A 13,018-nucleotide genomic window follows, 5' to 3' on the forward strand; every position below is an offset into this window, starting at 1 on the left:
ACGGGTCGCGGGTCAACTGGGGGGCAGCGGTTTCAGCGGCTCCGGCACGCCGGGCGGGAGGGGCACCTGCGCCACGTTCAGCGTCATCGCCACGGCGACGTAATAGCCGCAGACCGCGATCAGGTCGATCACGCCCCGCTCGCCGAAGCGGTCGCGCACCGCGGCATAGGTGGCGTCCGAGACGAAGCGCGTCCGGTGCAGCTCGGTGGCGAATTCGTAGATGATGCGCTGGTCGGCATCCATGCCTTCGGGCCGGCGGCCGGCGGCGATCGCCTCGGCGATGGCGGGCGGCAGGCCGGCCTTCATCGCCAGCAGGTGGTGGGCATACCACTCGAATTGCGCCGACCATTCGCGGGCGGTGACCAGGATCGCCAGCTCGTTCAGCGCCGTCGGGATGGAGCTGTTGAAGCGGAGATATTCGCCGACCTTCTGGAAGCGGTCGGCGACCTCCGGACTGCGGAGCATGGCCGGGAAGGGCCCGCGCAGCCCGCCTCGCGGTCCCGAGAGGATGCCGGCCGCCACCCGGCGCTGCTCCTCGGTCAGCTGGTCCTCCGGGATCGGGGGCAGCCGGCCGCTGCGGCCGTCATCCGGGGGAATTGCCGTATCCGATGCCATCTGCCATCTCCTCCGCCCAATTCGGGGGCAGGATCATCGCCCTGCCGCGGGGGATCGGCAACTTTCCCTATGGCGGCGCGGGGCGCCTGGCCTAGCCTTGCCGCAACAGGGACTGGCTGGAGACAAAATTGGCCTATGCGCTGCAGCAGCTGATCAACGGGATCAGCCTGGGGATGATCTATGGCCTGATCGCGGTGGGCTACACCATGGTCTATGGCATCATCGGCATGATCAACTTCGCCCATGGCGACGTGTTCATGATCGGCGCCTTCCTCTCGCTCATCGGCCTCGTGCTGCTCTCGATGGGCGGCGTCATGGGCGGGCCGGCGGCGCTGATCCTGGTCCTGCTGGTCTCGGTGGCGCTGACCGGCCTCTATGGCTGGGCGATCGAGCGCATCGCCTACCGGCCGCTGCGCGGCAGCTTCCGCCTGGCGCCGCTGATCTCGGCCATCGGGCTGTCCATCGTGCTGCAGAATTTCGTCCAGGTCAGCCAGGGCGCCCGGGTAAAGCCGATGGAAACGCTGGTCCGCGGCGGCATCGAGGTGATGCGCGAGGACGGCTTCGTCGTCCAGCTCGCCTATACGCAGATGCTGATCATCGGCGTGACGCTGGCCGTGCTCGCGGTCTTCACCGTGCTGGTGACGCGGACGCCGCTGGGCCGGGCCATGCGCGCCTGCGAGCAGGACCGCAAGATGGCCTCGCTGCTCGGCATCGACACCGACAAGACGATCAGCCTGACCTTCGTCATCGGCGCGGCGCTGGCGGCCGTCGCGGGCACGATGTACCTGCTGCGCTATGGCGTGATCGATTTCTATATCGGCTTCCTCGCCGGGGTGAAGGCCTTCACCGCCGCCGTGCTGGGCGGCATCGGATCGCTGCCCGGCGCCGTGCTCGGCGGGCTGCTGATCGGCCTCATCGAAACCTTCTGGTCGGCCTATTTCAGCGTGCAATACAAGGATGTCGCCGCCTTCTCGATCCTCGTGCTGACGCTGATCTTCCTGCCGACGGGCCTGCTCGGCCGGCAGGAGGTGGAGAAGGTATGAAGCCCGCCTCCGCGCTGCCCGCCGCGCTGAAGGACGCGCTGATCGCCGCCGCCGTCTCGGCCGCGATCTTCATCCCCCTGGTCGCGCTGCGGACCGATGTCGGCCCGACCGGTGCGCTGACGCTGCGCACCCGCTGGCCCGAGGCCGCGCTGCTGGTCGGGCTGGTCTTCCTTGGCCGCCTGGCGCTCGTGCTCTGGACCGGGCGGCGGGGGCTGCGGGCCAGCACCGCGCCGGGGCCCTGGACGCAGCGGCTGCAGCAGGCCGGGCGACTGGCGGCACCGGCCTTCCTGGCGCTGGCCCTGGTGCTGCCGGCCATCCCGGGGGTCGACCGCTACTGGCTCGATCTCGGCATCCTGGTGCTGACCTATGTGATGCTCGGCTGGGGGCTGAACATCGTGGTCGGCCTCGCCGGGCTGCTCGACCTCGGCTATGTCGCCTTCTATGCGGTCGGGGCCTATTCCTATGCGCTGCTGGCGCAGGAATTCGGCCTGTCCTTCTGGGTCTGCCTGCCGCTGGCCGGCCTCTTCGCCGCCTTCTGGGGCGTGCTGCTCGGCTTCCCGGTGCTGCGGCTGCGCGGCGACTACCTCGCCATCGTGACGCTGGCCTTCGGCGAGATCATCCGCGTCGTGCTGATCAACTGGGTCAGCCTGACCGGCGGGCCGAACGGCATCAGCGGCATCCCGCGCCCGAGCTTCTTCGGCCTGCCCTTCAGCATGGCGGGCGGCGAGGGCACCTTCGCCGGCTTCTTCGGGCTGGAGCCATCGCCCAGCCACCGCGTCATCTTCCTCTACTACCTGATCCTGGGCCTCGCCCTGCTGACCAATTGGGTGACGATCCGGCTGCGCCGCCAGCCGCTCGGCCGCGCCTGGGAAGCCCTGCGGGAGGATGAGATCGCCTGCCGCGCCCTGGGCATCAACGTCACCACGACCAAGCTTTCAGCCTTCGCGCTGGGCGCCATGTTCGGCGGCTTCGCCGGTGCCTTCTTCGCCACCCGGCAGGCCTTCGTCAGCCCGGAAAGCTTCACCTTCATCGAGAGCGCCATCATCCTGGCGATCGTGGTGCTGGGCGGGCTCGGCAGCCAGATCGGCGTCGCCGTCGCGGCCCTGGTGCTGATCGGCGGGACCGAGGTGTTCCGCGACCTGCAGGAATGGCGGATGCTGGTCTTCGGCGGCGCGATGGTCCTCATCATGGTGCTGCGGCCTCGCGGCCTGGTCGGGACCCGCACGCCCTCCATCGCGCTTGGCAAGAAACGGGCGATCGGCGGCGACCTGGTCGGGGAGGGCCGCGGATGACGCCGCCCATCCTCGAGGTCCAGCGCCTCACCATGCGCTTCGGCGGTCTGACCGCCGTCTCCTCCGTCACCTTCGCGGCTGGCCAGGGCCAGATCACCGCTCTGATCGGGCCGAACGGCGCCGGCAAGACCACGCTCTTCAACTGCGTCACCGGCTTCTACCGGCCGAGCGAGGGCGTCATCCGCCTGCACAAGCGGGGCGTGGCACCCACCGAATTGCAGCGCCTGCCGGGCTATCGCATCGCCCGGGCCGGCGTCGCCCGCACCTTCCAGAACATCCGCCTCTTCCCCGGCATGACGGCGCTGGAGAACCTGCTGATCGCGCAGCATGGCAGGCTGATGGCGGCGACCGGCTGGGGCATCGGCGCGGTGCTGGGCCTCTCCCGCTATCCGGCCGCCGAGCGGGAGGGGGTGGAGCGGGCGAAGCGATGGCTGTCGGCCACCAACCTGATGGACCGCGCCGACGACCCGGCCGGCGCCCTGCCCTATGGCCAGCAGCGGCGGCTGGAGATCGCGCGGGCCATGTGCACCGAACCCGCCCTGCTCTGCCTGGATGAGCCCGCCGCCGGCCTCAACCCGCGCGAATCGGATGAGCTGGCGCGTCTGCTGCTGGACATCCGGCAGGAGGGCACCTCCATCCTCCTCATCGAGCACGATATGGGCGTGGTCATGCGGATCAGCGACCGGGTTGTGGTGCTGGACCATGGGGTGCTGATCGCCGATGGCAGCCCGGCCGAGGTGCGCGGCAATGCCAAGGTCATCGCCGCCTATCTCGGCGAGGACGAGGAGGAGGTCTCCGCATGACCACACCTCTCCTCGAAGTCGACTGCGTCTCTGCCAGCTATGGCGCGGTGCAGGCGCTCTCCGATGTCTCGCTCCAGGTCATGCCCGGCGAGATCGTCACCCTGATCGGCGCCAATGGCGCCGGCAAATCGACCCTGCTGATGACCATCTGCGGCGCGCCCAAGCCGCGCGCCGGGCGCATCCTGCTGGGCGGCGAGGCGATCACCGGCGAGGCGACGCATCTCATCATGCGCCGCGGCGTCGCGCAGTCGCCGGAGGGGCGCCGCATCTTCCCGCGCATGTCGGTGCAGGAGAACCTGCTGATGGGCGCCCAAGCGCTCACGACCGGTGACCCGACGCCGCAGCTGGAACAGGTCTTCACCCTCTTCCCTCGCCTCAAGGAACGGCTTGCCCAGCGCGGCGGCACCCTTTCGGGCGGGGAGCAGCAGATGCTCGCCATCGGCCGGGCGCTGATGTCGAAGCCCCGCCTGCTGCTGCTGGACGAACCCTCGCTCGGCCTCGCCCCGCTGGTGGTGCGGCAGATCTTCGGCGCCATCCGCCAGCTGAACGAGACGACCGGCCTGACGGTGCTGCTGGTGGAGCAGAATGCCAACCAGGCGCTCCGCCTCGCGCATCGGGGCTATGTGCTGGTGAATGGCCGCATCACTATGGCCGGGACCGGGGCCGAGCTGCTGGCGCGGCCGGAAATCCGCGATGCCTATCTCGGCAGCGGCCACGGGTGATTGTTGGAGCGGCCGGCTTCATTCGCCTAACATCGCAACGGGCTGCCCCCAGGGCAGCGGCATCGACAGGGAAAGCACGACCATGCTGAATCGCAGGGGACTGATCGCCGGCACCGCCGGCCTCGCGCTGGCCGGCCCGGCCCTGATCCGCCCGGTCTTCGCCCAGGGCTCCGGCCCCATCCGCATCGCCTGCGCCGGGCCGATGACCGGCTCCAACGCCGCCGCCGGTGAGCAGATGAAGATCGGCGCGCAGCAGGTGGTCGCCGACATGAACGCCAAGGGCGGCGTGCTCGGCCGCCAGCTCGCGCTCGAGATCGCCGACGATGCCTGCGACCCGCGCCAGGCCGTCTCGGTCGCCAACCAGCTCGCCGGCCGCAAGGTGGCGATGGTGGCCGGCCATTACTGCTCCGGCAGCTCCATCCCCGCCTCGAAGGTCTATGCGGAGGAAGGCGTGCTGCAGATCAGCCCGGCCAGCACCAATCCGAAATTCACCGATGACGGCAGCTGGAACACCTTCCGCGTCTGCGGCCGGGACGACCAGCAGGGCCAGATCGCCGGCGCCTATATCGCCAAGACCTATCGCGGCAAGAAGGTGGCGATCCTTCATGACAACCAGGCCTATGGAAAGGGCCTGGCCGACGAGACCAAGAAGGCGCTGAACGCCGCCGGCGTGCAGGAAACGCTCTTCGCCGCCTATACGCCCGGCGAGCGCGACTACAACGCCCTCGTCTCCCGCCTCAAGGGCGCCGGGATCGAGGTGATCTATGTCGGCGGCTACTATACCGAGGCCGGGCTGATCCTCCGCCAGGCCAAGGAGCAGGGGATGAACGTCACCCTGATCGGCGGCGATGCGCTGGTGACCAAGGATTTCTGGCAGATCACCGGCGCCGCGGGCGAAGGCGCGCTGATGACCTTCAGCAGCGACCCGCGCCAGCGCAGCACCGCCGCCGCCGTGGTGCAGACCTTCAAGGCGAAGAACATCGATCCCGAGGGCTATGTCCTCTATACTTACGCCGCCGTGCAGATCTGGGCCGCCGCCGCGACCAAGATCAACAGTGTCGATCCCAAGAAGGTCGCCGAGGCGATGAAGGCGAGCGGTCCCTGGCAGACGGTGCTGGGCGACATTGCCTTCGATCGCAAGGGTGATGTTACCGTTCCGGACTATGTCTTCTATGTCTGGAAGAATGGAGACTACGTGCAGATGTAGGGCTTGAAGTCGGGGCCCCTTCGGCCCCATCTTCTGTTCAGTCGTCAACAACCGAAAGGAGGTGATCCAGTGTCTCATTGCCATATGCCGCGTGCCCTGCCTGCGGCCTGGATCATCGTCACCGCCACTGCGGAGATGGCTTCCTGAGCCCTGCTTGAGGCCGGCAACGGCTGATGCAATGGAAAGGCCCAGGCGGGTAACCGCCTGGGCCTTTCGCATATCGGCGGGTCAGCGCCGCGCGAGCTGCGCCACCACCTGGGCCCGCAGCCATTCCTCGGCCGGGTCATGGTCCAGCGCGCTGCGCCAAGCCATCCGCATGACCGATTCTGGCGAGGGAAAGGGCAGCGGGTCGGCGGCCAGCCCGCCCCCCGCCTCCGGCGCCATCAGCGCCTCGACCAGCGCGTCGGAGACGGTGCAGAGCAGCTCGGTCCCGAGCAGCACCTGGCGCAGCAGGCCGAATTCCGGCACCCCCAGCACCACCCGCCGGCTGCGTCCCAGCCGTTCGAGCGCCGTATCGGCGAAGCCGGTCAGGTCGCCCCGCGGCGTCACCAGCACATGCGGCCGGGCGCAATAGGCATCCAGATCGACTGGTGGCGTCTCAGCGGCCCGCAGCACCTGGAAATTGCCACGCCGCAGCACCCGCTGCTTGGCCAGGGCCGGCAGGTCGTCGGTCATGAAGCCGATGGCGAGCCCGATCTCGCCGCTTTCCAGCATGCCCGGGATGGTGCGGTAATTCGCGGCCCGGATCACCAGCTGGCACTGCGGCGCCACCTGCCAGAGCCGCGCCAGCATCGGCTTCGCCGCCATCGCCACGTCATCGGTCCAGCCGATGCGGAAGAGATGCGCATCCCGTGCCGGGTCGAAGGGCGTCGCCTCGGACAACGCGCCGGCGATGGCGCCGAGCGCCGGGTCGAGCGCGGCCAGCAGCGCCTCCGCCCGCGGCGTCGGCTCCAGCAGCTTGCCGTTGCGGATCAGCAGCTCGTCCTTCAGCACCGCGCGCAGCCGGGCCAGCGCCGCCGAGGTGGCGGGCTGGGACAGGAACAGCACCTCGCCCGCGCGGGTCACGCTGCGCTCCCGCATCAGCGCGATGAAGACCGGCAGCAGGTTGAGATCGAGCCGGCGGAGGTCCTGGACGCTCGGCGCCATCAGTCGCCGGCCGGATGGCCCACGGGATGGTAGTCGCGGCCGAAATAGATCAGCCCCGCCTCATGCTGGCTGCCGCCGCGGATGCCGGCGACCTCGGCGAAGATCACGCTATGCGTGCCCTTGTCCACGATATCGGCGATGCGGCAGTCGAAGGCGACGACGGCGCCCTGCAGCACCGGCGCCCCGGTGGCGAGGCTGGCCCAGGTGCCGGCATGGAAGCGTTCCTCCATGCTGCATTTGGTGACGCCGGCGAAGACCATCGCCACCTCCTTCTGCCCGGCCGCGACCACATTGACGCAGACCGTGCCATTGGCGCGCAGCATCGGGGCGGCCGTCGCGTTGCGGTTCATGCAGACGAGAAGGGTCGGCGGCTCATCGGTGACGCTGCAGACGGCGCTGGCGGTGAAGCCGCCGCGCCCGGCCGGGCCGCCGGTGGTGATGACGTTCACGGCGGCGCCGAGCCGGGCCATGGCGTCGCGGAATTCCTGTCTCGTCACGGACATCGGGGCTGCCTTGCTATCTGCCCCGATTAAAGCACGCGCCGGGCCGGGCGAAAGCCGTGCCCCGTCCCGTTATGCCAGCGCGTCAGGGGCAGCCGCGCTGCATCGGCTTCAGCCGCAGCACCCAGCAGGCCGCCTCGGAGGATTCGGCGGCGAGGCGGGAGATGGCATCCGCGAGCGGGGGCAGTTCCGCCTCCTCCGGCGCCAGGGAGAGCAGCGCGCCCAGCGCCTCGGAAGCGCCGAGCTGCCCCTCCGGATCGCCCATCAGCGCCGCCGGCCGGGGCAGCAGGGCCAGGCCGAGGCTCAGGGCGAGCAACCAGCCGAGCCGCCGCCGGGCCCGCATGCGGGCCGGGACCGGCCGGGCCGCAGGGGCCGGCTGGCGCTGGTCGTATTCCTGCCAGACCAGGTCCCAGTCATCCCCCATGGGGTCGGTCCGGCCGAGTGGTGCCATTGTGTCCATCCCGCACAGCACAATCATCGGTTGCAACGTTGATCCTACGGATTGGATGCGGTTGCGCCAAGGATCTTAACTCAATCTTGACCGATTTATGCGGCAGAGAGCGGCGTCGAGACAGATTCAAGCGACCGGCCCTCAGCGGCGAAGCCCAGCCGCCATTCGGTCGCCGCCGCCACCAGCATCAGCGCCGCGGCGATCAGGTAGCCGTAGAGGATATCCCCCCGCTCCCCACTCTCGATCAGCCAGCCGAACAGCGCCGGCCCGACCACCCCGCCGACCGCGGTGCCGATGGCGTAGAACAGCGCGATCGCCATGGCCCGCATCTCCAGCGGGAAACTCTCCCCGACCGTGAGATAGGCGGCCGAAGCGGCAGCCGAGGCGAAGAAGAAGATCACCGTCCAGGCCGCCGTCTGTTCCCATGCGGAAAGCCAGCCTTGCGCGAAGGCGATCCCCGTCCCGGCCATCAGCAGCCCGGACAGGGCATAGGTCGCGGTGATCATCGGCCGCCGCCCGATGGTATCGAAGAACCGGCCCAGCAGCAGCGGGCCCATCAGGTTGCCGAGGGCGAAGGGCAGCATGAACCACCCGATCTGCTGCGCCGGGATGGCGTAGAATTTCGTCAGCACCAGCGCATAGGTGAAGAAGACGGCGTTGTAGAAGAAGGCCTGGCAGGACATCAGCGTCAGGCCGAGGATCGCCCGCGGCCGGTGGCTGCCGAACATGGCGCGCCAGACCTCGCCGAGGCTGGCATGGCCGCGGCGGTTGAGCGTGGTCGGGCCATAGGCCGGCAGCGGCAGGCTGCCATGCTGGGCCGCCACGTCGCGCTCGATCGCATAGACGATCCGCTCCCCCTCCTCCGGCTTGCCATGCAGCATCAGCCAGCGCGGGCTCTCCGGCAGGTGGCGACGCAGCAGCAGCACGCACAGCGAGAGGGCGCCGCCCACCACGAAGGCGGCGCGCCAGCCGATCTCGGGGTCGATGATGGCGGGGTCCAGCACCACCAGCGCCGCCGCCGCACCGATGGCGGCGCCGCCCCAGAAGGTGCCGTTGACGCAGAGATCGACCGTGCCGCGCATCCGCGCCGGGATCAGTTCCTGGATCGCGGAATTCACCGCCGCGTATTCGCCGCCGATCCCCGCCCCGGTCAGCGCCCGGCACAGGGCGAAGATCCAGAAATTCGGCGCGAAGCCGGTGGCGATGCTGGCGGTCATGTAGACCAGAAGGGTGATGAAGAAGATCTTCCGCCGGCCCACCCGATCCGCGAGCCAACCGAAGCCGAGCGCCCCGATCACCGCCCCCGCCAGATAGGCCGAGGCGGTGAGGCCGATCTGCGTCTCGGTCAGCGCCAGGCTCGGGCTCTGATGGATCGCGCCGGCAAGGCTGCCGACCAGCGTCACCTCCAGCCCGTCCAGGATCCAGGTGATGCCAAGGGCGATGACGACCCGCCAATGGAAGCGGCTCCAGGGCAGGCGGTCCAGCCGGGCCGGGATGTCGGTCGTGAACTGGCCTGAACCGGGGGTGTCGCGCATGCCGTTCGGGTCCTCGGGGCTTGGGGCCCCGCGGCCCCGGCAGGGCGGCAACGCAGCGGAGGCGTTCCGGTCGCCGCAACGGAATCGCAACCCTTCCTGCCGCCATGATCGTGCGGATGCCCGAAACCGCGACCCTCTTCGCCGAAGCCCTGCGGCGGCACCGTGCCGGCGATGCCGCCGGGGCGGAGGCCGGCTATCGCGCCGTGCTGGCTGCCCGGCCCGGCGATGCCCAGGCGCGGCACAACCTGGCCGTGCTCGCCCATGCCCGGGGCGAGGCGGCGATGGCCGAGCGCCTGTGCCGGGAGGCGCTGGCCGGGGCCCCGGGCGATGCGGAAATCCTCAACACCCTCGGCGTCGCACTCCGCGCCCAGGGCCGGGTGGAGGAGGCGCTGGCCTGCTACCGCGCCGCCATCGCCGCAGCGCCCGGCTACGCCGCCGCGCTGCAGAATCTCGGCCGCGCCCTGCTCGACCGCTCCCCGGTCGAGGCGCTGGCCGCCTTCGCCGCCGCGGCACGGGCGGCCCCGGCCTCGCAACCCGCCGTCGCCGGCCTGGGCCGCGCCCTCCAGCGGCTCGGCCGGGCGGCGGAAGCCGCAGACGCCTTCCGCCGCGCCCTGGCGCTGGGGCCCGACCCGGATGCCGCGCTCGATCTCGGCAATATCCTCGAACAGGCCGGCGATGCCGAAGGCGCGGCCGCGGTGCTGCGGGCGGCGGCGGCGCAGGCCCCGGCCGATCACCGCCTGCCCTATGCGCTGGGCCGGGTGCTGGCTTCCGGGGGCCGGCGCGCCGCGGCCGCCGAGTGCTTCCGCCGCGCCCTCGCCCTCGCCCCTGGCTTCCTGCCGGCCCGCATCCAGCTCCTCCATCTGCGGCAATGGCTGCTGGACTGGGACGGGCTGGCGGCGGAGGAAGCGTCCATCCTCGCCGCCCTGTGGCGGGGCGAGGTCGCCACCTCCCCCTTCCCCGTGCTCGCCATGCGGGCGACGCCGGAGGAGCAGCTGCTCTGGGCCCGCGCCTGGTCGGCCCGCATCGCCGCCCGGGCACCGCGCCTGCCGCCCGCCGCGCCGCCCATCCATGCCGATGACCGGCTCCGCCTCGGCTATCTCTCGGCCGATTTCCGCGCCCATCCGCTGGCCAGCCTGGTCACCGGACTGATCGAGGCGCATGACCGCCGGCGCGTCGAGGTGATCGGCTGCTGCCTCTCGCCCGAGGATGGCAGCCCGGCGCGGCGCCGCCTGCTGGCCGGCTTCGACCAGATGCTGATGCTGCGCGATCTGTCGGATGCCGAGGCCGCCGCCCGCATCCGCGCCGCGGGGATCGAGGTGCTGGTGGACCTGACCGGTCATACCCAGGGCGCCCGCACCGAGATCCTGGCCGCCCGCCCGGCGCCGGTGCAGGCGCAATGGCTGGGCTATGTCGGCACCATGGGCGCCGATTTCATCGACTACATCCTGGCCGATGACCACGTGATCCCGCCCGGGGCGGAGCGCTGCTTCGCCGAACGGGTGGTGCGCCTGCCCGGCCCCTTCCAGCCGCCCGATCCCGGCCGCCGCCCCATCGGTCCAGAGCCGGACCGCGCGGCGGCGGGGCTGCCGGAGGATGCCCTCGTCCTCTGCTGCTTCAACGCCCCCTACAAGATCACCGCCGAGGTCTTCGGCTGCTGGATGGCGATCCTGCGGGCGGTGCCGCGGGCGGTGCTCTGGCTGCTGGAGGATGCGGGACCGGCCCTGGCACACCACGCCGCCGCGGCCGGGATCGATCCGGCGCGGCTGATCCTGGCGCCCCGCATTGCCTATGATCGGCATCTCGCGCGCTGCCGGCTGGCGGATCTCTTCCTCGATACCTGGCCCTATAATGCCGGGGCGACGGCGGCGGATGCGCTCTCGGCCGGGCTGCCGGTGCTGACAATGAGCGGCCCGACCTATGCCAGCCGCATGGCCGGCAGCCTGCTGCATGCCGCCGGCCTCCCGGCGCTGGTGACGGCGACGCCCGAAGCCTATGTTGCCCAGGCCATCGCCCTGGCCAGCGACCCGGCCCGGCGGGCGGCGGCGCGGGCGCGGCTGGCGGCGCGGGACTCGGCCTTCTTCGACCTGCCGGGCTTCACAAGCGGGCTGGAGGACGCCTTCCTGCGGATGCGCGCGCTGCACCGGGCCGGGGAGGCGCCACGGGACCTGGCTTAGCGGCAGGGCCCGAAGCGGAAGCCTTCGACCTGGGCCTCGGTCCGGCTCCGCGTGTCATCGGCATCGGTGCCGACCACCAGCTCCTGCAAGGGCGGGGGATCGGCGCCGAAGGCGGCGCGCCAGTCGGCGGCCAGGTTCACCTGTTCCTCGAACCAGCGGCCATGCGCGGTGGTGGCCGGCCGCAGCACCCGCACCATGCCGAGACCGGCCATATGCGGGCTCTGGAAATGCGGCGGCTCCCGCCCCGTGCCGCCCCAGACATAGAGCAGGGCGCTGCGCGGCAGCGGGTGGCTGCCGGCCGCGGCCTGGGCGATGGCGTGCTGGCTGCGCTGCCAGAAGCTGACGCGGGCCGGCCAGCCGGCGAAGCCGATGGCGATCGCCAGCGCCCGGTCGTCGCCGGAAGCGCGCGTCAGGTCGGTGGGTGGCGGCCCGGCCTCCACCCGCCAGCGCCAGCGCAGGCATTCCGCCGGGCCCTGCACCCGGCGCCAGACGAAGCTGCCCTCGCCCCGTCCCTCCACCGCGACGCCGCCCTCGGGCAGCGGGCGGAAGCGCGCCGGGGTCAGCCCATGCCATTCCGCATGGTGCCAGCCAGCCGCCTCGAGCGGCGTGGTCGGCGTGGCGGGCCCGGCCCCGCCGGCCAGCAATGTCATCGTCAGGGGCGTGGCAAGCCTGCGCATCTGCGGTTAGATGCCGCCGGCCCCGGCCAGAACAAGGAGGACACCCCATGCCCGAGATCGAGATCGCCGCCACCGATGGCAGCGGGCGCTTCGGCGCCTATCTGGCGATGCCGAAGACCACCCCCGCGGGCGCCGTGGTGATGATCCAGGAGATCTTCGGCGTGAACGCCGCCATGCGGAAACTCAGCGACTGGGTGGCCGAGATGGGCTTCATCGCCATCAGCCCCGACCTGTTCTGGCGGCAGGAAGCCGGCGTCCAGCTCGACCCCGATGCCGGCCAGGCGCAATGGGACCGGGCCTTCGCCCTGATGAACGGGATGAACCAGGACAAGGCGGTGGAGGATCTGAAGGCGACCCTCGCCCATGCCCGAACCATCCAGGGCGCCAATGGCAAGGCGGCGACGATGGGCTTCTGCCTCGGCGGAAGGCTGGCCTTCATGATGGCCACACGGTCCGATGCCGATGCCAATATCAGCTATTACGGCGTGGGGCTGGAGGGGCTGCTGGGCGAGGCGGGCAGCATCAAGGCGCCGCTGATCCTGCATATCGCCGAGAAGGACAAATTCGTGCCCTCCGAGGCGCAGGCGAAGATCAGCTCCGGCCTCGCTGGCAAGCCCGGGGTGGCGGTGCATGTCTATCCGGGCGTCGACCACGCCTTCGCCAGGATGGGCGGCCATTCCTGGGATGCGCGGGCGGCCACCATCGCCAATGGCCGCACCGCGGAGCTTCTCGCCAAGACGCTCGGCTGAACCCCCAGGCGGGCGGAGCCTCAGCTCCGCCCGTAGGTATCCTCGAGCCTGACGATGTCGTCCTCGCCGAGATAGGCGCCGACCTGCACCTCGATGAGGGTGAG

14 protein-coding genes are annotated in these 13,018 nt (G+C 70.8%); 7 read left to right on the top strand and 7 right to left on the bottom strand.

The genetic code is table 11. The annotated features are described in order from the left end of the window. Positions 1 to 12: 12 nt before the first annotated feature. Positions 13 to 615: a carboxymuconolactone decarboxylase family protein gene (locus JMJ55_RS28380; protein WP_202828974.1), complete on the bottom strand. Its 603-nt coding sequence runs from the start codon at positions 613 to 615 to the stop codon at positions 13 to 15. A 128-nt stretch (positions 616 to 743) separates the two neighbouring features. Between JMJ55_RS28380 and JMJ55_RS28385 the strand changes: the two genes are divergently transcribed. The 5 genes from JMJ55_RS28385 to JMJ55_RS28405 all read left to right on the top strand — a co-directional run bounded on the left by JMJ55_RS28385 (position 744) and on the right by JMJ55_RS28405 (position 5,682). Continuing rightward, positions 744 to 1,658: an ABC transporter permease subunit gene (locus tag JMJ55_RS28385; protein WP_202828975.1), complete on the top strand. Its 915-nt coding sequence runs from the start codon at positions 744 to 746 to the stop codon at positions 1,656 to 1,658. Then, positions 1,655 to 2,950, top strand: coding sequence for a high-affinity branched-chain amino acid ABC transporter permease LivM (livM, locus tag JMJ55_RS28390; RefSeq protein WP_202828976.1), 1,296 nt, complete (start codon positions 1,655 to 1,657; stop codon positions 2,948 to 2,950). The genes JMJ55_RS28385 and livM overlap by 4 nt, the downstream gene beginning before the upstream one ends. Continuing rightward, positions 2,947 to 3,753, top strand: a complete 807-nt coding sequence (locus JMJ55_RS28395; protein WP_202828977.1) for an ABC transporter ATP-binding protein — start codon at positions 2,947 to 2,949, stop codon at positions 3,751 to 3,753. The genes livM and JMJ55_RS28395 overlap by 4 nt, the downstream gene beginning before the upstream one ends. Further along, complete coding sequence (locus tag JMJ55_RS28400; RefSeq protein ID WP_202828978.1) at positions 3,750 to 4,475, top strand: ABC transporter ATP-binding protein; 726 nt, start codon at positions 3,750 to 3,752, stop codon at positions 4,473 to 4,475. Before JMJ55_RS28395 ends, JMJ55_RS28400 begins: the two co-directional genes overlap by 4 nt. An 82-nt stretch (positions 4,476 to 4,557) precedes the next feature. Beyond that, a complete protein-coding gene (locus JMJ55_RS28405; RefSeq protein WP_202828979.1) occupies positions 4,558 to 5,682 on the top strand; it encodes a branched-chain amino acid ABC transporter substrate-binding protein in 1,125 nt (374 codons plus the stop codon). Between the two features lie 228 nt (positions 5,683 to 5,910). Here JMJ55_RS28405 and JMJ55_RS28410 read toward each other — a convergent pair whose 3' ends face one another. From JMJ55_RS28410 to JMJ55_RS28425, 4 genes are all read right to left on the bottom strand, one after another. Next, positions 5,911 to 6,828: a LysR family transcriptional regulator gene (locus JMJ55_RS28410; RefSeq protein ID WP_202828980.1), complete on the bottom strand. Its 918-nt coding sequence runs from the start codon at positions 6,826 to 6,828 to the stop codon at positions 5,911 to 5,913. After that, complete coding sequence (locus JMJ55_RS28415) at positions 6,828 to 7,331, bottom strand: flavin reductase (RefSeq protein WP_202828981.1); 504 nt, start codon at positions 7,329 to 7,331, stop codon at positions 6,828 to 6,830. Before JMJ55_RS28415 ends, JMJ55_RS28410 begins: the two co-directional genes overlap by 1 nt. A gap of 82 nt (positions 7,332 to 7,413) precedes the next feature. Next, a complete protein-coding gene (locus JMJ55_RS28420) occupies positions 7,414 to 7,779 on the bottom strand; it encodes a hypothetical protein (RefSeq protein WP_202828982.1) in 366 nt (121 codons plus the stop codon). Between the two features lie 95 nt (positions 7,780 to 7,874). Next, on the bottom strand, positions 7,875 to 9,314 hold the full coding sequence (locus tag JMJ55_RS28425) for an MFS transporter (protein ID WP_202828983.1): 1,440 nt from the start codon (positions 9,312 to 9,314) through the stop codon (positions 7,875 to 7,877). A 116-nt stretch (positions 9,315 to 9,430) separates the two neighbouring features. Here JMJ55_RS28425 and JMJ55_RS28430 point away from each other — a divergent pair, with 116 nt between their 5' ends. Continuing rightward, a complete protein-coding gene (locus JMJ55_RS28430; RefSeq protein WP_202828984.1) occupies positions 9,431 to 11,488 on the top strand; it encodes an O-linked N-acetylglucosamine transferase, SPINDLY family protein in 2,058 nt (685 codons plus the stop codon). Here JMJ55_RS28430 and JMJ55_RS28435 read toward each other — a convergent pair. Beyond that, positions 11,485 to 12,165, bottom strand: a complete 681-nt coding sequence (locus JMJ55_RS28435) for a DUF3047 domain-containing protein (protein WP_202828985.1) — start codon at positions 12,163 to 12,165, stop codon at positions 11,485 to 11,487. The genes JMJ55_RS28430 and JMJ55_RS28435 overlap by 4 nt on opposite strands. A gap of 47 nt (positions 12,166 to 12,212) precedes the next feature. On the opposite strand from JMJ55_RS28435, the gene JMJ55_RS28440 reads away from it, so the two are divergent. Further along, entirely contained in the window at positions 12,213 to 12,914 is a 702-nt protein-coding gene (locus tag JMJ55_RS28440; protein ID WP_202828986.1) for a dienelactone hydrolase family protein, read from the top strand. Between the two features lie 20 nt (positions 12,915 to 12,934). Here JMJ55_RS28440 and JMJ55_RS28445 read toward each other — a convergent pair. Continuing rightward, positions 12,935 to 13,018, bottom strand: an 84-nt coding sequence (locus JMJ55_RS28445; protein WP_202828990.1) for a hypothetical protein, incomplete at its 5' end; no start/stop codon positions are given.

Source organism: Belnapia mucosa, assembly GCF_016775475.1.
Lineage (GTDB): Bacteria > Pseudomonadota > Alphaproteobacteria > Acetobacterales > Acetobacteraceae > Belnapia > Belnapia mucosa.

Coding starts and splice junctions, on each gene's coding strand:
- JMJ55_RS28435 (WP_202828985.1), bottom strand. CDS start 12,165: ATGCGCAGGCTTGCCACGCCCCTGACGATGACATTGCTGGCCGGCGGG.
- JMJ55_RS28425 (WP_202828983.1), bottom strand. CDS start 9,314: ATGCGCGACACCCCCGGTTCAGGCCAGTTCACGACCGACATCCCGGCC.
- livM (WP_202828976.1), top strand. CDS start 1,655: ATGAAGCCCGCCTCCGCGCTGCCCGCCGCGCTGAAGGACGCGCTGATC.
- JMJ55_RS28400 (WP_202828978.1), top strand. CDS start 3,750: ATGACCACACCTCTCCTCGAAGTCGACTGCGTCTCTGCCAGCTATGGC.
- JMJ55_RS28380 (WP_202828974.1), bottom strand. CDS start 615: ATGGCATCGGATACGGCAATTCCCCCGGATGACGGCCGCAGCGGCCGG.
- JMJ55_RS28430 (WP_202828984.1), top strand. CDS start 9,431: ATGCCCGAAACCGCGACCCTCTTCGCCGAAGCCCTGCGGCGGCACCGT.
- JMJ55_RS28415 (WP_202828981.1), bottom strand. CDS start 7,331: ATGTCCGTGACGAGACAGGAATTCCGCGACGCCATGGCCCGGCTCGGC.
- JMJ55_RS28440 (WP_202828986.1), top strand. CDS start 12,213: ATGCCCGAGATCGAGATCGCCGCCACCGATGGCAGCGGGCGCTTCGGC.
- JMJ55_RS28395 (WP_202828977.1), top strand. CDS start 2,947: ATGACGCCGCCCATCCTCGAGGTCCAGCGCCTCACCATGCGCTTCGGC.
- JMJ55_RS28405 (WP_202828979.1), top strand. CDS start 4,558: ATGCTGAATCGCAGGGGACTGATCGCCGGCACCGCCGGCCTCGCGCTG.
- JMJ55_RS28410 (WP_202828980.1), bottom strand. CDS start 6,828: ATGGCGCCGAGCGTCCAGGACCTCCGCCGGCTCGATCTCAACCTGCTG.
- JMJ55_RS28420 (WP_202828982.1), bottom strand. CDS start 7,779: ATGGCACCACTCGGCCGGACCGACCCCATGGGGGATGACTGGGACCTG.